Source organism: Streptomyces sp. NPDC005017, assembly GCF_042873115.1.
Taxonomy (GTDB): Bacteria; Actinomycetota; Actinomycetes; order Streptomycetales; family Streptomycetaceae; genus Streptomyces.
Window position 1 is genome coordinate 119,753 of record NZ_JBIALD010000010.1, and the last position, 20,575, is coordinate 140,327.

Sequence of the window (20,575 nt, forward strand, 5' to 3'; positions counted from 1 at the left end):
GTGCCTCAACCTAGCCCGGCCCGGAAACGCTCAAACGTGCGGTTCGGCTGTATACGGACGGTGTCCCACGTTTACGCCACCTTCCTGGCAGCGTATTCCGCGATCTCCGCCATCGGCGGACGCTCCTCCGTGTCGACCGAGAACGTACGGGCCTCGAAGCCGCTCTCGCCCCGCTCGAACTGGGTCAGGGCCGGGCGGATCAGATGGCCCCGGGCCAGCCGCAGCTGGGCGGTGCGGTAGATCGCCGCGGCCATCCGGCCGAGTGCCTGGCCGTCCTGGTGGCGGTGCTTGCGCACACCCACGTCGACCTGGGCGAGGGCGTCGAGACCCACCAGGTGCAGGGAGTCGACGAGCATGCCGATCTCCACGCCGTAGCCGACGGGGAAGGGGAGCTGTTCCAGGAGGGTGCGGCGGGCCGCGTACTCCCCGCCGAGGGGCTGGACGAAGCCGGCGAGCTGCGGCCAGTGCATGTTCAGCAGGGGGCGGGCCATCAGTTCCGTGACCCGGCCGCCCTGGCCCGCCGCGCCGGCCAGCGGGCGGTCGTACATGCCCTTGACCAGGTCCACGCCGGGCTCGGTCAGCAGCGGGCCGACGATGCCCGAGACGAAGTCGGAGGAGAACTCCCTGAGGTCGGCGTCGATGAAGCAGACGATGTCGCCGGTGGTGGCCAGCAGGGAGCGCCACAGGACCTCGCCCTTGCCGGGGACCGCGGGTATGCGGGGCAGGATCGTGTCGCGGTGGACGACGGTGGCGCCCGCGGCGGCGGCCACCTCCGCGGTGCGGTCGGTCGAGCCCGAGTCGACGACGACGAGTTCGTCGACGAGGGGGACCTGTTGCATGAGGTCGTGGCGGATGATCGCGACGATGTCGCCGACCGTCTCCTCCTCGTCGAGCGCGGGCAGGACGACGGAGACCGTCTGGCCGGTGCCTCGTTTGGCGGCCAGGATCTTGTGGAGCGGGCGGTCGGCTACGGACCAGGAGCGGGTGGTCAGCCAGCGCTCGACTTCTTCCAGCACAGCCTGCGGCTCCTCTGCGTTTCGTCGGCGAGAGGGGTGGTTTGTGATCCATCTCGCGGTTCGGACGGCTATCTCAACTGTCCTGGCCTTCGGTTACAGTCTTGAACAACGCTGATGACCATCGCATGTCGGGGGCCGTCCGCGCGGACAACAACCACATACAGCTCATCCAGAGGGGCAGAGGGATACGGCCCGATGAAGCCCCGGCAACCCTCCAGTCGGTACTCCTGACGTTCGTGCAGCGAGGCTCCCGGCTAGGGAAGGTGCCAAATCCGTCTCACGGCGAGATGCGTCGTGAGGAAGATGAGGAGAAAGGGCCTCGCCTCACATGGCTGTGCAGACTGTTGCAAGCAGCACCGATTCCTCCGTCGACCTCGGCCCCGCCGCAGCCCTGAGCTGCCGCGAGTGCGGCCACCAGGTCCCGCTCGGCCCCCTGTTCGCCTGCGAGGAGTGTTTCGGGCCGCTGGAGATCGCCTACGACTTCTCCGCGTACGACGCCGAGGAGCTCCGCAAGCGGATCGAGAGCGGTCCCGCGAACATCTGGCGGTACGCGCCGCTTCTTCCTGTTCCGGCCGACGTCGCCGAGAAGCCGAACCTCAACCCGGGCTGGACCGCGCTGGTCAAGGCCGACAACCTGGCGCGCGAGCTGGGCGTGACCGGCGGGCTGTTCGTCAAGGACGACTCCGGCAACCCCACGCACTCCTTCAAGGACCGTGTCGTCGCGCAGGCCCTGGAGGCCGCGCGCGCCTTCGGGTTCACCACGCTGTCCTGCTCCTCCACCGGCAACCTCGCCGGTGCCGTGGGCGCCGCGGCGGCCCGCGCCGGCTTCCGGTCCTGTGTGTTCATCCCGCACGACCTGGAGCAGGGCAAGGTCGTCATGGCCGCGGTCTACGGCGGCGAGCTGGTCGGCATCGAAGGCAACTACGACGACGTCAACCGCTTCTGCTCCGAGCTCATCGGCGACCCGGCCGGCGAGGGCTGGGGCTTCGTCAACGTCAACCTGCGGCCGTACTACGCGGAGGGCTCCAAGACCCTCGCGTACGAGATCTGCGAGCAGCTGGGGTGGCGGCTGCCCGACCAGATCGTCGTGCCGATCGCGTCCGGCTCGCAGCTCACCAAGATCGACAAGGGCCTCCAGGAGCTGGTGAGGCTGGGCCTGGTCGAGGACCGGCCGTACAAGATCTTCGGTGCCCAGGCCGAGGGCTGCTCGCCGGTGTCCACCGCCTTCAAGGCCGGGCACGACGTGGTGCGGCCGCAGAAGCCGGACACCATCGCCAAGTCGCTGGCCATCGGCAACCCGGCCGACGGGCCCTACGTCCTCGACATCGCCCGCCGCACCGGCGGCGTGGTGGAGGACGTGACGGACGGGCAGATCGTGGACGCGATCAAGCTGCTCGCCCGGACCGAGGGCATCTTCGCCGAGACGGCCGGCGGCGTGACCGTCGGTGTGACGAGGAAGCTGATCGAGAGCGGTGTCCTCGACCCCTCGCTGACGACCGTGGTCCTGAACACCGGTGACGGTCTGAAGACCCTCGACGCGGTGGCCGGCACCGGTCTGACCGCCACCATCCGCCCCAACCTGGACTCCTTCCGAGAGGCTGGCCTTTCATGAGCGTGACCGTCCGCATCCCCACCATCCTGCGCACCTACACCGGTGGTCAGGCGGAGGTTCCCGCCGAGGGCGCGAACCTCTCCGAGGTCATCGCCGACCTGGAGAAGAACCACACGGGCATCGCCGCCCGGGTCCTGGACGACCAGGGCAGGCTGCGCCGGTTCGTGAACGTGTACGTCAACGACGACGACGTGCGCTTCGAGCAGGGCCTGGAGACCGCCACGCCGGACGGTGCCGGCGTCTCCATCATTCCCGCGGTCGCCGGCGGCTGATCCCGCCCGCAATTACCTTCGGTAACGGTGGTAACTGAGAGTTCATCGAATTGCCCCCTCCGCGAGAGAAGCGGAGGGGGCAATTCTGCATGGTTGAGCACGGTAGAGTTGGGGAAGCCGCCCCTTTCGTATGCCGGACGCATATGAGTTCCGCCAGGCGTTCCGTCGGGGAACCGACGAGAAGTGGCCAAACTGTGCGGCGGTTTTGCGTCGTTCATCCCCTTTGTGTGGCCCGACTTGCCCGGAATTCGGGTGAATTCTCGGTAAACTCCCGACCGGTCGCGTCCTGAATTCTCGTCCGATTGACCTGTTGCAGACGGCAGTTGGACAGATACATTCAGCCGCGGTCGACGCGTTCCGGCGCACGCCCCCGGGTATGGGGGGTGAGGTCTGACCCGGGTCCGCGAAGTGCGGATCTGTGCAAGGGCCAGTAATAGGGGAGTTAGGCATGGCTCAGGGCACCGTCAAGTGGTTCAACGCGGAGAAGGGGTACGGCTTCATCGCGGTCGACGGTGGTGCGGACGTCTTCGTCCACTACAGCGCGATTCAGATGGACGGCTACCGCACCCTGGAAGAGGGCCAGCGGGTCGAGTTCGAGATCTCGCAGGGTCAGAAGGGCCCGCAGGCCGACATGGTTCGCGTCACCGCCTGAACGTTCTTTCTTTGTGAAGGGCCCGCACCCGTGAGGTGCGGGCCCTTCGCTCGTGTGCGCCCGTCCGTGCGCCCGCCCGTGTGCGCCCGCTCGTGTTCGCGTGGGGCTGAGAGCCGCTTCCGATCCCCTGGAGCCGCTTGCACTCGGCAGGGGCGAGTGCTAATCATTGGCGTTAGCACTCTGAAGGTGAGAGTGACAACGAGGACCGGGTCGGTGAGGCCCGCAGGCCGTGTGGGGCAAGGAACCACGGGGCCCGCGAGCCGTCCGTCGCGGGCGCGGGCGCGGTCCGAAGGAATCACCCCCAGTCCTGGAGGGACCACTTCACATGGCCAAGATCATCGCGTTCGACGAGGAGGCGCGGCGCGGCCTCGAGCGCGGCATGAACCAGCTCGCGGACGCCGTCAAGGTGACGCTCGGCCCCAAGGGTCGCAACGTCGTCCTCGAGAAGAAGTGGGGCGCCCCCACGATCACTAACGATGGTGTCTCCATCGCCAAGGAGATCGAGCTCGAGGACCCGTACGAGAAGATCGGCGCCGAGCTGGTCAAGGAAGTCGCCAAGAAGACGGACGACGTCGCCGGCGACGGTACGACCACCGCCACCGTCCTCGCCCAGGCGCTCGTCCGCGAGGGCCTGCGCAACGTGGCCGCCGGTGCCAACCCGATGGCCCTCAAGCGCGGCATCGAGAAGGCCGTCGAGGCCGTCTCCGGCGCCCTGCTCGACCAGGCCAAGGAGGTCGAGACCAAGGAGCAGATCGCCTCCACCGCCTCCATCTCCGCCGCCGACACGCAGATCGGCGAGCTCATCGCCGAGGCGATGGACAAGGTCGGCAAGGAAGGCGTCATCACGGTCGAGGAGTCGCAGACCTTCGGTCTGGAGCTCGAGCTCACCGAGGGCATGCGCTTCGACAAGGGCTACATCTCCGCCTACTTCGCGACCGACATGGAGCGCATGGAGGCGGTGCTCGAGGACCCGTACATCCTCATCGCCAACTCCAAGATCTCCTCGGTCAAGGACCTCCTCCCGCTGCTGGAGAAGGTCATGCAGTCGGGCAAGCCGCTGCTGATCATCGCCGAGGACGTCGAGGGCGAGGCCCTGTCGACCCTGGTCGTCAACAAGATCCGCGGCACCTTCAAGTCCGTCGCCGTCAAGGCCCCGGGCTTCGGTGACCGCCGCAAGGCCATGCTCGGCGACATCGCCATCCTCACGGGCGGCGAGGTCATCTCCGAGGAGGTCGGCCTCAAGCTGGAGAACGCGTCCCTGGACCTCCTGGGCCGCGCCCGCAAGGTCGTCATCACCAAGGACGAGACCACCGTCGTCGACGGCGCCGGCTCCTCGGAGCAGGTGGGCGGCCGCGTGAACCAGATCCGCGCCGAGATCGAGAACAGCGACTCCGACTACGACCGCGAGAAGCTCCAGGAGCGCCTGGCCAAGCTCGCGGGCGGCGTCGCGGTCATCAAGGCCGGTGCCGCCACCGAGGTGGAGCTCAAGGAGCGCAAGCACCGCATCGAGGACGCCGTGCGCAACGCCAAGGCGGCCGTCGAGGAGGGCATCGTCGCCGGTGGCGGCGTGGCCCTGCTCCAGGCCTCCCAGGTGTTCGAGAAGCTGGACCTGGAGGGTGACGAGGCGACCGGCGCCAACGCCGTGAAGCTCGCGCTCGAGGCCCCGCTGAAGCAGATCGCCGTCAACGGTGGTCTCGAGGGCGGCGTCGTCGTGGAGAAGGTGCGCAACCTGGCCGTCGGCCACGGTCTGAACGCCGCCACGGGTGAGTACGTCGACATGATCGCCGAGGGCATCATCGACCCGGCGAAGGTGACGCGTTCCGCGCTGCAGAACGCCGCGTCGATCGCCGCGCTGTTCCTCACCACCGAGGCCGTCATCGCCGACAAGCCGGAGAAGGCCGCCGCGCCCGCCGGTGGCGGCATGCCGGGCGGTGACATGGACTTCTGATCGGCCCACGGGTTCGATCGACCGTCCTGCGGACCGAGGGCGGCACCCCCCGAGAGGGGGGTGCCGCCCTCGGGCGTGTCCGGCGTCACAGCCGGACGGGACTGGGAATGCGCGGACCGGCGTGAGAACTTACTTAAGGCAGTGCAACGATGCACGCGCACATACCAACCGGTTAGCCGAGCACGTCCCGAGGAGCCCCCGCATGACCGCCACCGCCACCGAGTCCGCCGCCTCCCGCGCGGCCGAGATCCTCTCCCGGCCCGTCTCGATCAACGGCCTGACCGTCCCGAACCGCATCGCCATGGCGCCCATGACCCGTATGTTCTCGCCCGGCGGTGTGCCCGGCGAGGACGTCGCCTCCTACTACGGCCGCCGGGCCGCGGCAGGCGTCGGCCTGGTCGTCACCGAGGGGACGTACGTCGGCCACGACTCGGCGGGACAGAGCACCCGGATCCCGCGGTTCCACGGGGAGGAGCAGCTGGCCGGGTGGGCGAAGGTCGCGGAGGCCGTGCACGCGGCGGGCGGGCGGATCGTGCCGCAGCTGTGGCACATCGGCATGGTCCGCAAGGACGGTCAGCCGCCGTTCGCGGACGCCCCCGCCGTCGGCCCCTCCGGGCTGCGCATCGGCGAGACCGAGCCCACCGGCAGGGCGATGACCCAGGGCGACCTGGACGACGTGATCGCCGCGTTCGCCGAGGCCGCCGCCGCGGCCGAGCGCATCGGCTTCGACGGCGTCGAGCTGCACGGCGCCCACGGCTACCTCATCGACCAGTTCCTGTGGGCCGGCACCAACCGCCGTACCGACGCCTACGGCGGTGACCCGGTGGCCCGTACGAAGTTCGGGGCGGAGATCGTGGCGGCGGTCCGGGCGGCCGTGTCACCGGACTTCCCGGTCATCTTCCGCTACTCGCAGTGGAAGCAGGAGGCGTACGACGCGCGGCTCGCCGAGACCCCCGAGGAGCTGGAGGCCATCCTGACCCCGCTCGCGGCGGCCGGTGTCGACGCCTTCCACGCCTCCACACGCCGCTACTGGGTGCCCGAGTTCGAGGGCTCCGACCTCAACCTGGCCGGCTGGACCAAGAAGCTCACCGGCAAGCAGGCCATCACCGTCGGCTCGGTCGGCCTCGACGGCGACTTCATCCGCGCCTTCGCGGGCGAGGGCGCGCCGGTCGGCAGCCTCGACAACCTGCTGGACCGGATGGAGCGCGAGGAGTTCGACATGGTCGCGGTCGGCCGGGCGATCCTCCAGGACCCCCAGTGGGCCGCCAAGGTGCTGGCCGGCCGCTTCGAGGAGCTGCTGCCCTACGACGGCGCCGCGGTGCAGACCCTGAGCTGAGCGTCTGCGTCTGGCTGAGCGGCCAGGGCCCTTCTTACGGCTCTCCGTGGGAGTAGGAGCGGCGTTCGGTGCGTGCGATCGGTGTGCGGTGCGGAGGGTCGTGTGCCGGAGCCACCTGACCCTTCGCGCCGTGCGGCTGGGGGTACCTCTCACGCCCCTGAGGCAGTGGGGGAATGCGTGCCGGGCGTCGCGACGCCGCGGAGAGCCGTCAGAAGGGCCCTAGAGGTTGCCCAGCGGCTCGATGTCCACGCGGACCGGGGTGCCCCACACCCGCAGCACCTCGTAGTCGGTGAACTCGTGCACCAGCCGGTAGGCCATCGCGGGACGCGAGCCGCGCCGCTGGGCGGCGAGGTAGAGCTCCGCCTCCCGGCGGTCCCGCCGGGGCGTCCCGCACAGCTGCCACTCCTGGCCGTTCCACAGCTCCGGCAGCCATCGCTGCTGGGGCTGCGGACGGTCCTCGCGCACCCCGTACCGCGAGGGCGCGCTCTCCGTGGCCCGGGGCGCCGCCGGCCCGTTGATCTCCGCGTTCCGGGCCGCCCTGCGCCGCGTCTCGCACAGCAGGCACAGGTCGGGCGCGGCCTTGTCGACGGGGCCGTTCGGGTGCTCGGCGCAGCGGGTGCTCGGTGCCGCCGTGGAGATGCTGTCGTCCAGCAGGTCCAGGGCCCGCCGCAGGTCCGCCCGTACCTCCCGCAGCTTGCCGTCGGCCGTCTCGGTGGTCAGAGTCTCCCCGTGCTCCCCGAGCAGACGCAGGGCACGGCCGAGAGCGGTGAGCTGGGCGTGGTTCATGGTGTCCCAGGGTAGGCGCTGTCGTCGGGAACGTGCCGGGGTGTGGGCGCGGGGCGTGTGCGGGGCGTTGCGTCGGGCGCGGGGTGGGGGTGCGGTGCGTTCGTGTGGTCGGGCTTCGGGCGGGCGATGAGTTTCGTCCGCCCGGGCAGTCATCCTCCTGTCGACCCAGCCAGGAGGAGCCCCGTGAGTCAGTTGCTGAGAGTCCAGAACTTCTGTGTGTCGAGCGACGGCTTCGGTGCCGGTGAGGGCCAGAGTCTGGAGCGGCCGTTCGGCCACGCCGATCCCGGCGAGCTGTTCGCCTGGGCGGGAGCCACCGCGAGCTGGTCCCACCGCACCGAGCCCGGCGGCAGCAGGGGGCTGGACGACTACTTCACCCGTGACTACGACCGCAACATCGGGGCCGAGATCATGGGCCGCAACAAGTTCGGGCCCCAGCGCGGGCCCTGGCAGGACCACACCTGGCAGGGCTGGTGGGGCGACGAGCCCCCGTTCCACACCCCCGTCTTCGTCCTGACCCACCACCCCCGCCCCTCGTTCACGCTCTCCGACACCACGTTCCACTTCGTCGACGCCGACCCCGCGACGGTTCTCGGGCGGGCCCGCGAGGCCGCTGGGGGCAAGGACGTCCGCCTCGGCGGCGGCACCACGACGATCCGCGAGTTCCTCGACGCCGATCTCGTCGACACCCTGCATGTCGTGGTCTCCCCGGTGAAGCTCGGCTCCGGGGTACGGCTGTGGCACTCCCCGGACGAGCTGCGCGACCGCTTCCACCTCGACGTGGTGCCCAGCTCGAGCGGGGTAACGCACCATCTGTTCTGGCGGAAGTGACGGGGGAGCGGCGGAGGAGTGACGGGGGTCGTTCAGCGGGCCGTCGCGTCCGCCACGGCCTGGCCGGCGTCCGTCCCCTCGTCCTCGTCCGGGCCGCCCAGGCCGCCGAACGCCCAGGTGGCCGCGAAGCCGACCGCGTAACCCGTGGCCAGGCCGCCCGCGTAGATCGCGGTCGTCGTCAGCAGGCTCCGGCTGCCCGCCAGCAGCGGGAAGAGGGCCCAGCCCGACGGGCCGATCGCCGTCGCGCCGACCTGGTGGCCGAGCATCGCGAAGAAGCCGATGAAGGCGCCGCCGGCCGCGCCGCCCGCGCAGGCGGTGAGGAAGGGACGGCCCAGGGGCAGCGAGACACCGTAGATCAGCGGCTCACCGACGCCGAGCAGCCCGGCGGGCAGGGCCGACCTGATCGTCGTACGCAGGGAGGTGTCGTGGCGGCGGCGGACGTACACCGCCGTCGCCGCGCCCACCTGGCCGGCGCCCGCCATGGCCAGCACGGGGAGCAGGACCGTGTAGCCCTGCTGTTCGATGAGCGTGGTGTGGATGGGGATGAGGGCCTGGTGCAGGCCCAGCATCACCAGCGGCAGGAACAGTCCGCCCAGCACCAGGCCCGCGAACGCGCCGGTCGTGGACAGCAGCCAGTTCGCCGCCGTGCCGATGGCCGTGGAGATCTCGCCGGCCGCGTACATCAGGCCGTACAGCGTGGCCAGTCCCGCGACCAGCACGGTCAGGGCGGGGGTGAGCAGCACGTCGAGCGTCGGCGGGACATGGCGGTGGCACCACTTCTCGACGTACGTGCCCAGCAGGGCCGCGCCCAGGGCGCCGAGGACACCGCCCTGGCCGGGGGAGAGGGCCAGGCCGAACGCCGTCACCTTCGCCACGCCCGGGTAGACGACCACGGCCGCGACCGCGCCGCCGAGCACGGGCGTGCCGCCGAACTCCTTCGCCGTGTTGTGGCCGACGAACACCGCGATCAGCGCCATGAAGCCCGACGCGATCGCCGCGAGGGCGGGGGTGAGGCCGGGCAGCCAGCCGGCGTTGACCAGCAGCCCGTTGACGCCGGCGAGGACGCCGCAGCCGATCAGGGCCGGGATCAGGGGGACGAAGATGTTCGCCACGCGGCGCAGGACCAGCTTCAGCGGGGTGGCGTTGCGCCGGCGCTGCTCGGCCTTCAGCTCCGCGCCGCGGGCGGCCAGCCGGGCGGCCGTGCCGACCTCGGCATCCTCGTCCTCGTTCGCGGTGGCGAGCAGTTCCTCGAACGCCGCCGTCACCCGGCCGACCACGCCCGGACCCAGCACGACCTGGTACGTGTCGTCGGCCACGACCCCGAGGACGGCCGGCAGCGCGCGCACCCGTTCCTCGTCGACGAGGGAGGGGTCGGCCAGGCCCAGCCGCAGGCGGGTCATGCAGTGGGCGACGGAGGTGACGTTGGCCGGGCCGCCGACCAGGGGGAGGAGGGCGGCGGCCGTGGCGTGCGGGGTGTCCGCGCGGGGTTCGTCCGGGCTGGGGCGCATGCCCCGAGCGTGCGGTCACTTCGCGGCGGCTGCCAGCGCGGCGCGCAGATGGCCGCCGGAGTCCTCCAGAAGGCGGGCGGCGCGCGGGCCGTCCACCCCGGCCAGGATGGTGAGGATCGCGTTCTTGACCTCGCCGTCGGTCGCCGCGAGCGCCGTCTCGATCTCCTCGTCGGCCGCGCCGGTGGCCAGCGCGACGATGCGGCGTGAGCGGGCGCGCAGCTTGTCGTTGGAGGCGCGCACGTCGACCATCAGGTTCCCGTACGTCTTGCCCAGCCGGATCATCGTGATCGTCGAGATCATGTTGAGGACGAGCTTCTGCGCGGTGCCGGCCTTCAGCCGGGTGGAGCCGGTGACCAGTTCCGGGCCGGTGGCGATCTCGATGCGGTGCTCGGCCGCGGCCCCCAGCGCGCTGCCCGCGTTGCAGGACAGGCCGACGGTCAGGGCGCCCAGGGCCCGGGCGTGGGCCACCGCTCCCACGGCGTAGGGGGTGCGGCCGGAGGCCGAGACGCCGATCACCGTGTCGGCGGGGGTCAGCGCGAGGGCGTCCAGGTCCGCGCGGGCCAGGTCCTCGGAGTCCTCCGCGCCCTCCACCGAGGTCACCATCGCCTGCGGGCCGCCCGCGATCAGGCCGACGACCTGGCCGGGGGCGGTGTTGAAGGTGGGCGGGCACTCGGAGGCGTCCAGGACGCCGAGGCGGCCGGCGGTTCCGGCGCCGGCGTAGACCAGGCGGCCGCCGGTCGCCATCCGGCGGGTGATGGCGTCGACGGCGGTGGCGATCTCGGGGAGGCGGGCGGATACGGCGGCGGGTACGGCTGCGTCGCCGGTGTTCATGAGGCGGGCGATGTCGAGGGTGGGGAGCTGGTCGATCTCGGCGAGGTCCTGGCGGAAGGCTTCTGTGCCGAGGGTTTCCAGGGTGGTGCGGAGTTCTTGGGGGGTGGTCATGGCGTGCGGCTCTCTTCGGTTGCAGGCCGTGGGTTGTCTGGGGTGTGGTTTTGGGTGGGGCGGTCGGGTGGTGCGGGTGGGGGTGGCGGGGTGTTTGCGCAGTTCCCCGCGCCCCTTTTTGCGCGTTTCCCGACGCCACCTGAAGATTGCGTGGTTCCTCGTGGCCCTGGTTTGCGCGGTTCCCCGCGCCCCTGAGAGCTTGCGCGGTCCCTCGCGCCCCTGAAGGACTGCGTGCCCCTCGCAGACTTGGGGTCAGCGGCGGTGGCGGTGGGCCAGGGCCTCGTAGGAGGCTGCCAGGGCTGGGGCGGCTGTTTCGTAGGTGCGTTGGGCCACGCCTACGAACAGGCAGTCCACGACCAGGAGTTGGCTGGTGCGGGAGGACATGGCGGCGGGGCGCAGTTCGGTCTCGCGGGAGGTCGAGGTGGTCAGTACGTGGTCGGCGTACTGCGTGACCGGGGAGTCCGGGCGGCCGGTGATCGCGACCGTGGTGGCGCCGTGCTCGAAGGCGACCCGCAGCGGTTCGATGACATCGCCCGTGGAGCCGGAGTGGGTGATGGCGATCGCCACGTCCTTCGCCCGCAGCTGCACGGCGTTGGTCACCGCCAGGTGGGGATCGCTGTGGGCGTGGGCTATGAGGCCTATGCGCAGCAGCTTCTGGGTGAGGTCCTGGGCGACCAGGCCGGAGGCGCCGATGCCGTAGACGTCGATGCGGCGGGCGGTGGCGGCCGCCGCGACCGCCGCGCCGAGCTGGACCGTGTCGAGGGCGGCCGCGGTGTCGGCGAGGGTCTGCTGTTCCTCGTAGGCGAGTTTGGCGACGACGTCGGAGAGCGGGTCGTCGACCGCGATGTCGGTGGTGATGGACGGGGCGCGCCCGGACTGCTGCTGCGCGGCGAGGCCGGCCAGGGCCAGGCGCAGATCGCGGTAGCCGGGGTAGCCGAGGAGGCGCGCGGTGCGTACGACGGTCGCCTCGCTCGTGCCGGTCAGTCCGGCGAGGCCGGTGACCGTGAGGGCGGCGCAGCCGGCCGGGTCGCTCGCGACGGCCTCGGCGACGCGCTGCATGGAACGGGTCATCGAGGGGGCGAGGGTGCGCACCTTGGCGGCGAGGGCGGCCGGGGCGGGCGGGGTCTCGGGGCCCGCGCCGGCGGCTGCGAAAGTTTCCTTCACGTTCCGGGTCACCCATGAAAGATATTTTCGGCTCGGGCCACGGTCAAGGGTGCGCACAATGGGAGCATGGAAGCCATTGGTCCGCAGGAACAGGCCCTGCACACGGCGCGCGCCCTCGTGCTGGCCGATCTCGTCGCGGGCCGGGTGGCCGAGGCCGACGTGGTCTCGCTCGTCGAGGAGTCCGTCGCCGAGCGGCGCTGGTGGGTCGAACAGTGGCCGCAGGGCGCCGAGTACGTGGCCGGGCTGATCGCGCAGGACGTGCAGGACGCGCTCCTGGAGCGGTACGGGCGATGGCCGCTGTGCCCGGTGTGCGGCTCCGGCGACCCGCACGCGCTCGACGTGGAGCCCGAACTGGGGCCCGATCCGCACTGGGTGTGCCACAAGGCGGGCGTGCGGGTGGCCTCCCTGGGCTCGCTGGGGGCCGCGGGCGGGCCGTCGCCCTCGTGACCGTCTACATCGACCCGCCCGCGTGGCCGGGACACGGCCGCCTCTGGTCCCACCTGGTCAGTGACGTCTCCTACGACGAACTGCATCTCTTCGCCGACCGGTTGGGTGTGCCGCGCCGGGCCTTCGAGCGCGATCACTACGACATCCCGGCGCACCGCTACCCCGACGCGGTGCGGGCCGGTGCCGTGGAGGTCAGCAGCCGCGAGGTGGTGCGGCTGCTGCACGGCGCCGGGCTGCGCCGGCGCAAGAGGCGGAGCGTCTGAGACCCCGGTGGGTCGGGGGTACGGGCCGGGCGTCAGTCGCGGCGCTCGTACGCCAGCATCTCCCCGTGCTCGCCCGTCTCGCCGACCGGCGTGAAGCCGCTGCGGGCGACGACCGCCTGCGACGGCAGGTTGTCGCGCTCGATCGTCGCGAACACCGAGGTGACGTCCTCGCGGGCCAGGGCCCACTCCGCCAGCGCGCGCAGCGCCTCGGTGGCGTGGCCCCGGCCACGGGCGGACTCGGCGAGGTCGTAGCCGACCTCCACACGGCCGTCCCCGTCGGGCGAGCCGTGGAAGCCCATGCCGCCGATCGCGCGGCCGTCCTCGCGCCGGACCAGGACGTACACCCCGAACTCCGGTCGGTGCACCCCGGCCTCGTACGCCTTGGACATCATCCCGGACGCGACCCGGGTGCCGTCGAAGGGGCCGTCCTCGACCCAGTCGAAGCCGCCGTCGCCGCCCGCCTGGAGGTCGGCCGCGGCGGCCGGGGTGACGCCTTCGAGGGTGAGGTGCTCGGTGGGCAGGACCAGGTTGTTCGACCAGCGCCAGTCCGTGACCCGGGTGCGGCCGGGGAGTTCGCCGCGGCCCGTGGCCCACAGCAGGGTCGGCCAGGGGGCGGGGCCGGGCTGGACGGAGGGGAAGATCGTGGTGAGGACGTACTCGGCGAGCTCGGCCGGTGCCTCGTAGGGCACGCCGAAGCCCTGGGCGATGTCATGGGTGTGCAGCAGCGCCTCGGCGACGCCCATCGCGGCGAAGCCGTCGCGGTTCGCGCTGCGGAAGGGGTACGGGTGGAAGGCGCGCACCTCGTGCGAGGTGGTGCGCAGGGTCGCGGCGAACAGGGCGCCCGTCGTCGTGACGACATGGATCAGGCCGGCGTTGTCGGCGCGGTAGTTGCCGTTCTCGTCGCCGTCGACGGTGATGTCGAAGGGCACGTACGACGACTGCGCCCGGCCGGCGAGGTTGCTCGCGTAGCCGATGAAGTCGCTCGCGATGTGCGTGGCGGTGAACCGGCAACTCCATTCCAGGCCACCGGCCTTGGTGTTCTCCCAGTCCTCGCCGGCCACCGTCCGCAGCAAGGTCGCGCAGCTCTCGGCGGCCTGTTCCACTCGTTCCGCACCCATGAATCGCATGCGGGCAGGCTAGGCCGCGGGCGATCTCAGGTCGACAGCATTTCGAGCTCGGCCCGCAGGTTGTAGCGGGCGGTCGCCTCCCAGTGCCGTTCGCCGTACGGGGTGCGGAACAGCCTCGGCAGGCCCAGGAGTTGGCGCAGAATCTCCGAACGGCCCGCGCGGAACGCGTCGTTCGGCACGAAGTGGTACTCCTCGCGCACGGCCGCCGTGTACGCGGCGTACGCCGACGGCGGCGCGGCCAGCACCGCGAGGTCCGCGTCGCACAGCACCTGCCCGTCGAAGTCGTCCTCGCCCGGGTCGTGGGTGACGGTCAGCCGCACCAGCCGGGCCACCTCCGCCGTCCTCTCCTCCGGCACCCCGGCCTCCGCGAGGGCGAGCTCGGCGAGGCGGGCCGACCGCTCCTCGTTCTCGGAGCGGTCCGGCAGATAGACGGCGTCGTGGAACCAGGCGGCCAGCCGTACGGTGTCCGCGTCCGTCGCGTATCTCTCCAGCGTGTCGACGTGGTCCAGGACCGCCGCCAGATGGGCGAGCGTGTGGTAGTGCCGCTGCGGCTCCTGCCAGCGGGTCAGCAGGTTGTCGGCGTACGGCGTCGGGTCGGGGCCCTCGGTGAGGCCGCGGGCGGCCTCCAGGGCACGGGCGAAGCGGGCGCGCAGGACGTCGGGATCGGCCATACGGCCATTCTCCCGCTACCTGGGGCCGGTCTGCCGCGGCCTGGGGCCGGTCTCCCGCTACCTGGGACCGGCCTGCCCCGGCTCGGTCGCGTTCGGGGCGGCTTGGAGGTGGCCGAACTCGCCGTCTTCGGCCGAGGTGCGATCTCGCGGGGCGGTGCCTTCCCGACGTACCCTGAGATTGGACTAGACCTGTAGTCGCTCCAGGGGAACACCGACGGAAGGGGTCGTATGAGCACGCGTGCAGTCCTGGAGGTGATCGCCCTCGACGCCGAGGACGCGGTCGCCGCCCAGGCCGGAGGCGCGGACCGGCTGGAGCTGGTCACCGACATGGCTGCCGACGGGCTCACCCCGCGGTCCGGCACCGTCGCCGCGATCCGCGCCGCCGTCGACATTCCGCTGCGCGTGATGCTGCGGCTCGCGGACGGGTTCGCCGCGGGGGAGGTCGACCGGCTGGTCGACGCCGTGCACGAGATGAAGGGGGCCGGGGCGACGGAGTTCGTCCTCGGCTTCCTCGACGCGCACGGTGAGGTCGACATGTACGCGGTCGAGCGGGTCGTCGCCGAGTTGTCCGGCTGCTCGTGGACCTTCCACCGGGCGATCGACCGGGCCGCCGACCGGGACGCCCTGCGCAAGCAGCTCGACGGGGTGCCGGGGCTCGACACGTATCTCACCGCTGGGGCGGCGGGTGGGGTCGACGACGGGCTGCCGACGTTGCTCTCCGAGGCGGGGCGACGGGGGGAGCCGGGGTACGAGCAGCAGATTCTGGTCGGGGGCGGGTTGCGGCTGGAGCATGTGCCGCGGTTGTTGGAGGCGGGGATCGACGGGTTCCACATCGGTGGGGCGGCTCGCCCTGCGGGCTGGGCCGGTGCGGTGTCCGTCGCCTCGGTCGCGGAGTGGCGCCGGGCGCTGGACGGGGGGCTGTGACCGGTCCTGTCCGCGCGGTTCCCCGCGCCCCTTTGGGACCGTGGGTCCCTGCGGGTCCGTTGCGGCTGGTCGCGCGGTTTCCCGCGCCCCTGGAAGGTTGCGCAGTTCCCTGCGCGACCAGCCAGGGGCGGCCTGCACTCTGACGATGATCGTCACCGTTCGTGGGAGGGGGCGTCGCCCGACCGGGGGCTAGGTCCTGTCGTCGAACTCCCGCCTGCCCCGCGACGCCGTGCACGCTCCCCCACTTCGTGGGAGGTGCCCCCACTCGCCGCACCGGGCACCAGCCCGAGTACGTCCGGTACGAGGGCCTGCACCCGGCACTCCCCCGGAGGGGGACCCCCAGAGCACGCACCTGACGCCGCGGGGCCGCCCTCCGGGCGACGACGGGAGTCCGACGACAGGACCTAGCGGAGGGCCGGGGGCAGGGGGGATGTGTGGGTCACGGTCAGGCCGGAGACCGCGCGGGTGAGGGCGACGTACAGGCGGCGCAGCCCCGTCCGTTCGTCCGGCTCGCCGTCGACCACGGCCTGCGGCTCGTCCAGGACGACGTAGTCGTACTCCAGGCCCTTCGCGAGGGACGCCGGTACGAGCGTGAGGCGCGTGTCGGGGGTCGTCTCCTCACCGGGATCCAGGTAGCCGATCCCCGCCTCACCCAGTGCCCCCGCCAGCGCGGCGACCCGCGCGTCCGCGGCGATGAGCCCGATCGACCCCTCCCGCCGCAGAGACTCCCGCACCGCGGCGATCACCTCGGCGTCCCCGCCGACCTCGCGCACCTCGAAGGAGCCCGGATTCTCCCGGACCGAGGCGACGGGCGTCAGACCGGGCGCGATGTGGGTGAGGAGCCGGGAGGCGTACGTGATCACATCCGTCGGCACCCGGAAACCGGCGGTCAGCTCCTCGACCACCGCGTCGGCCTTGCCGAGGTGCTCCAGCGCCTCCTCCCAGCTCCGGGTCGCCCACGGCGTCGTCCCCTGCGCGAGGTCGCCCAGCACGGTCGCGGAACCGGTCGTGCAGCGGCGCCCCACCGCGCGGTACTGCATCGGCGACAGGTCCTGCGCCTCGTCCAGTACGACATGCCCGAGCGACGGCGTGCGGTCCACCAGGTCGGCGGTCTCGTCGACCAGCACCGCGTCGGCCGCGGACCACTTCGCCGACTTCACCGAGCGCACCGGCTTCGCCCACAGGATCGTCTTGCGCTCCTCCTCCGTGAGCAGCCCCTCGGCGTGCTCGGCGAGGAAGTCGGCGTCCGTGAGCAGGCGCAGCACCAGCTTGGCCGGGTCCACGGGGGGCCAGAGCGCCTTCACCGCCGCCTTGACCGCGCTGTTGCGGGCCACCGCGTCCTGCACACGGTCGTCCGGGGCCTCGCCGGACCGTTCCATCTGCACCAGCACCGCGTGCGCGATCCGCTGCGGCAGGGCCTCGCGCGCGGCGCCGTAGCGCATGCCGCGGTCCAGCAGCTCGCGGACGATGTCCTCCAGTTCGTAGGCGGGGACGCGCCAGCGCCGGGAGCCGCGGACCACGACGACCGGCTCGGTGGGCATGGTGACCTGCGCGTACACCGCCCGGCGCAGCACCTGCGCCATCCTCGCGTCACCCTTGACGACCGCGGCGGCCGCCTCGTCGGTGCCGCGCACCTCCACATGGGCGACCAGGTCGTCGACGGTTGCCTGGCGGACTGTCAGCTCGCCCAGGGCGGGGAGGACTTGCTCGATGTAGTGGAGGAAGGACTTGTTCGGCCCGATGACGAGCGTGCCGGTGCGGGCCAGCCGCTCGCGGTGCGCGTAGAGCAGATAGGCGACCCGGTGCAGGCCGACCGCGGTCTTACCGGTGCCGGGGCCGCCCTGCACGCAGACCGTGCCCCCGAGGCCGGAGCGGACGATCTCGTCCTGCTCGGGCTGGATCGTCGCCACGATGTCCCGCATCGGGCCGACGCGCGGGCGCTCGATCTCCCGCTGGAGCAGCTTGCTGGTGCGGGCGGCCTCCGCCGGGTCGGACAGCCGTTCGTCCTCGTACGCCGTGAGGTCGCCGCCGGTGTAGCCGAAGCGGCGGCGCAGGCCGACGGCCATCGGGTCCTTCTTGGAGGCGCGGTAGAACGGCTGCGAGACGGGGGCGCGCCAGTCGATGACCATCGGGTCGCCGCCGGCGTCGTGGACGTGCCGACGTCCGATGTACAGCGTCTGTTCAGCGGCCTCCGGCCGCGGGCGCTCGCCCTCCGCGCCCCCCGCGCCCTCGGCCCGGTCCGCGCCCGGCGCGTGCAGGTAGTCGAGGCGGCCGAAGAAGAGGGGGGTGTCGCTGAGGTCGGCCAGTGCCTTGACGCGTTCCTCGATCTGGCGGGCCAGGACCTCGGCGTTGACCCAGTTCGCGGTGACGTCGCTGATGTCCAGGGACTCCACGTCCTCGCGCATGGCGCGCAGGGCGGCGCGGGAGGAGGCGAGGTGGGAGCGCTCTCGGGTCAGGGGGTCGACGATGGGCGTGGACAAGGGGGTGCCTCCGGGTGACCTGCTGGCTGCTGGTTGCGGGGTGCCGCCCGGTTTCCGTCCGGGTGGCCGCGCTCCGTGGGGAGGCGGGAGGGCCGTGCCCCCTCCAGGGGGGTGGGCAAGAGCGGAGAGTCTAGGTGGGGCGGGGGCGGGGGTGCCAGTCGTTTTCCGCGAGGTGGGGCGGCTGCGGGTGCGTCGTGGCTTGTCGCGCAGTTCCCCGCGCCCCTAGGGGAGCTGCGTGGCTGGTGCGCGTGTGCGGGTGCGGGTTGGCCGGGGTTCCTCGCGCAGTTCCCCGCCCCCTGAGGGCGGTTGCGTGCGGGTACCGCCGTGGGAGCAAGGGAGCCCTGTCGCCGGGCGTGGGCGGCTGCGAGAACTCGTCCCCGCGCCCCCGAGAACTCGCGCAGTTCCCCGTGCCCCCGAGGAAGGGGCGCGGGGAAACTGCGCGGTCTTCTCAGGGGCGCGGGGAACCGCGCGAGCAGCCATGGGCGGCCCGCACCCGAAAACGCCGCCCGGGCGCGGGGCACCTAGGGGAAGGCCCGCCCATCCCCCGGGGGAGCGGGTCCGTCCGCAGGGGGAGGCGGGCCTCCGCACGGTTCCGCCCGGGGACCGATGCCCGCTTTATGTCGGAAACCGCACCATGGAGACATGAGCGCAGCGACCATCCACCCAGCCCCCGTCATCCCCTCCGGAGCGACCGCCTCCCAGACCGGCACCCACCGGCAGCACCGTCTCGGCGACACCCTGCACGCGATACGCGTGTTCGTGGGCGCCGCCGTGGACGTGGTGCTGCTGGGGGAGTACGGCGAGGAGGCCGGAGTCCGCCGGCGCTAGCCCCGGGAAGCCACCACCCTCAGCTCTCCGCGAGCAGCTCGTCCGCGTCCATGATCCGGTACGCGTACCCCTGCTCGGCCAGGAAGCGCTGCCGGTGTGCGGCGAAGTCCTGGTCGATGGTGTCGCGGGCGACGACCGAGTAGAAGTGCGCCTGATGGCCGTCCGCCTTGGGCCGCAGCACCCGGCCGAGACGCTGGGCCTCCTCCTGGCGCGACCCGAAGGTGCCCGACACCTGGATGGCGACCGTGGCCTCCGGCAGGTCGATGGAGAAGTTCGCCACCTTCGACACCACCAGCACGCTGATCTCGCCCTCCCGGAAGGCGTCGAAGAGCTTCTCGCGCTGCGCGTTGGAGGTCTCGCCCTTGATCACCGGCGCGTCCAGATGCTCTCCCAGCTCGTCGAGCTGGTCGATGTACTGCCCGATGACCAGGATCTGCTGCCCGGCGAACCGGCGCACGATCGCCTCGGTGACCTTCCGCTTGGTCGCGGTGGTCGCACAGAACCGGTACTTCTCCTCCGCCTCCGCGGTCGCGTAGGCGAGCCGCTCGGAGTCGGTCAGGTTCACCCGCACCTCGACGCAGTCGGCGGGCGCGATGTACCCCTGCGCCTCGATCTCCTTCCAGGGCGCGTCGAACCGTTTGGGCCCGATCAGCGAGAACACGTCCGACTCGCGGCCGTCCTCGCGCACGAGGGTCGCCGTCAGACCGAGCCGCCTGCGCGCCTGGAGGTCGGCGGTGAACTTGAACACCGGCGCGGGCAGCAGATGCACCTCGTCGTAGAGGATCAGCCCCCAGTCCCGGGAGTCGAAGAGCTCCAGGTGCGGGTAGACGCCCTTCCGCCGGGTCGTCAGCACCTGGTAGGTGGCGATGGTGACCGGGCGGATCTCCTTGCGGGTGCCGCTGTACTCGCCGATCTCGTCCTCGGTCAGCGAGGTCCGCTTCACCAGCTCGTGCTTCCACTGCCGGGCCGAGACCGTGTTGGTGACGAGGATCAGCGTCGTCGACTTGGCCTCGGCCATGGCCCCGGCGCCCACCAGCGTCTTCCCGGCGCCGCAGGGCAGGACGACGACACCGCTGCCGCCGTGCCAGAAGTTCTCCACGGCCTGCCGCTGGTAGGGCCGCAGCGCCCAGCCGTTCTCGTCCAGGTCGATCGGGTGCGCCTCGCCGTCCACGTACCCGGCGAGGTCCTCGGCCGGCCAGCCCAGCTTGAGCAGCGTCTGCTTGATCTGCCCGCGCTCGGAGGGGTGCACGGCGACGGTGTCGGGGTCGATCCGGGCGCCGACCAGCGGGGCGATCCGCTTGGAGCGCAGAATCTCCTCCAGCACCGGCCGGTCGGTGCTGGTGAGCACCAGCCCGTGCGCGGGATGCTTGAGCAGGCTGAGCCGTCCGTAGCGGTCCATCGTCTCGGCGATGTCCACGAGCAGCGCGTGCGGCACGGGATAGCGGCTGTACTGCACCAGCGCGTCCACGACCTGCTCGGCGTCGTGCCCGGCGGCGCGCGCGTTCCACAGGCCCAGCGGGGTGACCCGGTAGGTGTGGATGTGTTCCGGCGCCCGCTCCAGCTCCGCGAACGGCGCGATGGCCCGGCGGCAGTCGTCCGCCTGCTCGTGGTCGACTTCCAGGAGCAGGGTTTTGTCCGACTGGACGATCAGCGGTCCGTTCACGTGTGCGTCCATCCCTTCCACGCGGGCCAAACCTCCAGTGTGCCGCACGGCCCGCCGAAGTGGGCGGGCCGTCGGTGAACCCGTGGGAGGGGAGCCCGGTGCCGCTCC

At 71.8% G+C, this 20,575-nt stretch carries 19 protein-coding genes and 1 riboswitch; of the genes, 10 read left to right on the forward strand and 9 right to left on the reverse strand.

Annotated features, from left to right (window positions below):
* Nucleotides 1–71: 71 nt before the first annotated feature.
* Nucleotides 72–1,016 (reverse strand): glucosyl-3-phosphoglycerate synthase, encoded by a 945-nt coding sequence (locus ACFYR0_RS17465; RefSeq protein ID WP_389328073.1) that lies wholly within the window; start codon nt 1,014–1,016, stop codon nt 72–74.
* A gap of 162 nt (nt 1,017–1,178) precedes the next feature.
* Nucleotides 1,179–1,326: riboswitch (SAM riboswitch) on the forward strand.
* Between the two features lie 18 nt (nt 1,327–1,344).
* Here ACFYR0_RS17465 and thrC point away from each other — a divergent pair.
* From thrC to ACFYR0_RS17490, 5 genes are all read left to right on the forward strand, one after another.
* The gene (gene thrC, locus ACFYR0_RS17470) at nt 1,345–2,628 is read left to right on the forward strand and encodes a threonine synthase (RefSeq protein WP_389328076.1); all 1,284 of its coding nucleotides are present in this window, start codon (nt 1,345–1,347) and stop codon (nt 2,626–2,628) included.
* The gene (locus ACFYR0_RS17475) at nt 2,625–2,900 is read left to right on the forward strand and encodes a MoaD/ThiS family protein (RefSeq protein ID WP_389328079.1); all 276 of its coding nucleotides are present in this window, start codon (nt 2,625–2,627) and stop codon (nt 2,898–2,900) included. The genes thrC and ACFYR0_RS17475 overlap by 4 nt, the downstream gene beginning before the upstream one ends.
* Nucleotides 2,901–3,348: 448 nt before the next feature.
* The gene (locus ACFYR0_RS17480; RefSeq protein WP_004986573.1) at nt 3,349–3,552 is read left to right on the forward strand and encodes a cold-shock protein; all 204 of its coding nucleotides are present in this window, start codon (nt 3,349–3,351) and stop codon (nt 3,550–3,552) included.
* Between the two features lie 325 nt (nt 3,553–3,877).
* On the forward strand, nt 3,878–5,500 hold the full coding sequence (gene groL / locus ACFYR0_RS17485; protein ID WP_386377725.1) for a chaperonin GroEL: 1,623 nt from the start codon (nt 3,878–3,880) through the stop codon (nt 5,498–5,500).
* A gap of 202 nt (nt 5,501–5,702) precedes the next feature.
* Entirely contained in the window at nt 5,703–6,836 is a 1,134-nt protein-coding gene (locus tag ACFYR0_RS17490) for an NADH:flavin oxidoreductase (RefSeq protein ID WP_389328082.1), read from the forward strand.
* 219 nt (nt 6,837–7,055) lie between these two features.
* Here the strand turns inward: ACFYR0_RS17490 and ACFYR0_RS17495 are convergent, their stop codons facing one another.
* Nucleotides 7,056–7,622, reverse strand: coding sequence for a hypothetical protein (locus tag ACFYR0_RS17495; protein WP_389328085.1), 567 nt, complete (start codon nt 7,620–7,622; stop codon nt 7,056–7,058).
* A gap of 183 nt (nt 7,623–7,805) precedes the next feature.
* Between ACFYR0_RS17495 and ACFYR0_RS17500 the strand changes: the two genes are divergently transcribed.
* A complete protein-coding gene (locus ACFYR0_RS17500; protein WP_389328088.1) occupies nt 7,806–8,450 on the forward strand; it encodes a dihydrofolate reductase family protein in 645 nt (214 codons plus the stop codon).
* Between the two features lie 32 nt (nt 8,451–8,482).
* On the opposite strand, the gene ACFYR0_RS17505 is transcribed toward ACFYR0_RS17500, so the two are convergent.
* The 3 genes from ACFYR0_RS17505 to ACFYR0_RS17515 form a co-directional block, all read right to left on the reverse strand.
* Nucleotides 8,483–9,958: a PTS transporter subunit EIIC gene (locus ACFYR0_RS17505; protein WP_389328091.1), complete on the reverse strand. Its 1,476-nt coding sequence runs from the start codon at nt 9,956–9,958 to the stop codon at nt 8,483–8,485.
* Between the two features lie 15 nt (nt 9,959–9,973).
* Entirely contained in the window at nt 9,974–10,900 is a 927-nt protein-coding gene (gene murQ, locus ACFYR0_RS17510) for an N-acetylmuramic acid 6-phosphate etherase (protein WP_389328094.1), read from the reverse strand.
* Between the two features lie 252 nt (nt 10,901–11,152).
* Nucleotides 11,153–12,076, reverse strand: a complete 924-nt coding sequence (locus ACFYR0_RS17515; protein WP_389328097.1) for a MurR/RpiR family transcriptional regulator — start codon at nt 12,074–12,076, stop codon at nt 11,153–11,155.
* A 54-nt stretch (nt 12,077–12,130) separates the two neighbouring features.
* Here ACFYR0_RS17515 and ACFYR0_RS17520 point away from each other — a divergent pair, with 54 nt between their 5' ends.
* Together ACFYR0_RS17520 and ACFYR0_RS17525 are read left to right on the forward strand one after the other, a co-directional pair.
* Complete coding sequence (locus tag ACFYR0_RS17520; protein ID WP_389328100.1) at nt 12,131–12,511, forward strand: hypothetical protein; 381 nt, start codon at nt 12,131–12,133, stop codon at nt 12,509–12,511.
* Nucleotides 12,508–12,774 carry a DUF4031 domain-containing protein gene (locus tag ACFYR0_RS17525; protein WP_386377716.1) on the forward strand — a complete coding sequence of 89 codons (267 nt, stop codon included), beginning with the start codon at nt 12,508–12,510 and terminating at the stop codon, nt 12,772–12,774. The genes ACFYR0_RS17520 and ACFYR0_RS17525 overlap by 4 nt, the downstream gene beginning before the upstream one ends.
* Before the next feature lie 32 nt (nt 12,775–12,806).
* Here ACFYR0_RS17525 and ACFYR0_RS17530 read toward each other — a convergent pair whose 3' ends face one another.
* Both ACFYR0_RS17530 and ACFYR0_RS17535 read right to left on the reverse strand, forming a co-directional pair.
* Complete coding sequence (locus tag ACFYR0_RS17530) at nt 12,807–13,901, reverse strand: GNAT family N-acetyltransferase (RefSeq protein WP_389328103.1); 1,095 nt, start codon at nt 13,899–13,901, stop codon at nt 12,807–12,809.
* A gap of 26 nt (nt 13,902–13,927) precedes the next feature.
* Nucleotides 13,928–14,572, reverse strand: coding sequence for a hypothetical protein (locus tag ACFYR0_RS17535; RefSeq protein ID WP_389328105.1), 645 nt, complete (start codon nt 14,570–14,572; stop codon nt 13,928–13,930).
* 228 nt (nt 14,573–14,800) lie between these two features.
* Between ACFYR0_RS17535 and ACFYR0_RS17540 the strand changes: the two genes are divergently transcribed.
* The gene (locus ACFYR0_RS17540) at nt 14,801–15,496 is read left to right on the forward strand and encodes a copper homeostasis protein CutC (protein ID WP_389328108.1); all 696 of its coding nucleotides are present in this window, start codon (nt 14,801–14,803) and stop codon (nt 15,494–15,496) included.
* A 404-nt stretch (nt 15,497–15,900) separates the two neighbouring features.
* On the opposite strand, the gene ACFYR0_RS17545 is transcribed toward ACFYR0_RS17540, so the two are convergent.
* A complete protein-coding gene (locus ACFYR0_RS17545; RefSeq protein ID WP_389328111.1) occupies nt 15,901–17,976 on the reverse strand; it encodes a HelD family protein in 2,076 nt (691 codons plus the stop codon).
* 642 nt (nt 17,977–18,618) lie between these two features.
* Between ACFYR0_RS17545 and ACFYR0_RS17550 the strand changes: the two genes are divergently transcribed.
* The gene (locus ACFYR0_RS17550; protein ID WP_389328114.1) at nt 18,619–18,804 is read left to right on the forward strand and encodes a hypothetical protein; all 186 of its coding nucleotides are present in this window, start codon (nt 18,619–18,621) and stop codon (nt 18,802–18,804) included.
* Nucleotides 18,805–18,823: 19 nt separating this feature from the next.
* On the opposite strand, the gene ACFYR0_RS17555 is transcribed toward ACFYR0_RS17550, so the two are convergent.
* Nucleotides 18,824–20,467, reverse strand: coding sequence for a DNA repair helicase XPB (locus ACFYR0_RS17555; RefSeq protein WP_389328117.1), 1,644 nt, complete (start codon nt 20,465–20,467; stop codon nt 18,824–18,826).
* Nucleotides 20,468–20,575 lie beyond the last annotated feature (108 nt).

What these genes read in the sequence shown, in the direction of transcription:
- thrC (WP_389328076.1), top strand. Translation starts at nt 1,345, where the DNA reads ATGGCTGTGCAGACTGTTGCAAGCAGCACCGATTCCTCCGTCGACCTC.
- ACFYR0_RS17475 (WP_389328079.1), top strand. Translation starts at nt 2,625, where the DNA reads ATGAGCGTGACCGTCCGCATCCCCACCATCCTGCGCACCTACACCGGT.
- ACFYR0_RS17480 (WP_004986573.1), top strand. Translation starts at nt 3,349, where the DNA reads ATGGCTCAGGGCACCGTCAAGTGGTTCAACGCGGAGAAGGGGTACGGC.
- groL (WP_386377725.1), top strand. Translation starts at nt 3,878, where the DNA reads ATGGCCAAGATCATCGCGTTCGACGAGGAGGCGCGGCGCGGCCTCGAG.
- ACFYR0_RS17490 (WP_389328082.1), top strand. Translation starts at nt 5,703, where the DNA reads ATGACCGCCACCGCCACCGAGTCCGCCGCCTCCCGCGCGGCCGAGATC.
- ACFYR0_RS17495 (WP_389328085.1), bottom strand. Translation starts at nt 7,622, where the DNA reads ATGAACCACGCCCAGCTCACCGCTCTCGGCCGTGCCCTGCGTCTGCTC.
- ACFYR0_RS17505 (WP_389328091.1), bottom strand. Translation starts at nt 9,958, where the DNA reads ATGCGCCCCAGCCCGGACGAACCCCGCGCGGACACCCCGCACGCCACG.
- murQ (WP_389328094.1), bottom strand. Translation starts at nt 10,900, where the DNA reads ATGACCACCCCCCAAGAACTCCGCACCACCCTGGAAACCCTCGGCACA.
- ACFYR0_RS17520 (WP_389328100.1), top strand. Translation starts at nt 12,131, where the DNA reads ATGGAAGCCATTGGTCCGCAGGAACAGGCCCTGCACACGGCGCGCGCC.
- ACFYR0_RS17530 (WP_389328103.1), bottom strand. Translation starts at nt 13,901, where the DNA reads ATGCGATTCATGGGTGCGGAACGAGTGGAACAGGCCGCCGAGAGCTGC.
- ACFYR0_RS17535 (WP_389328105.1), bottom strand. Translation starts at nt 14,572, where the DNA reads ATGGCCGATCCCGACGTCCTGCGCGCCCGCTTCGCCCGTGCCCTGGAG.
- ACFYR0_RS17540 (WP_389328108.1), top strand. Translation starts at nt 14,801, where the DNA reads ATGAGCACGCGTGCAGTCCTGGAGGTGATCGCCCTCGACGCCGAGGAC.
- ACFYR0_RS17550 (WP_389328114.1), top strand. Translation starts at nt 18,619, where the DNA reads ATGAGCGCAGCGACCATCCACCCAGCCCCCGTCATCCCCTCCGGAGCG.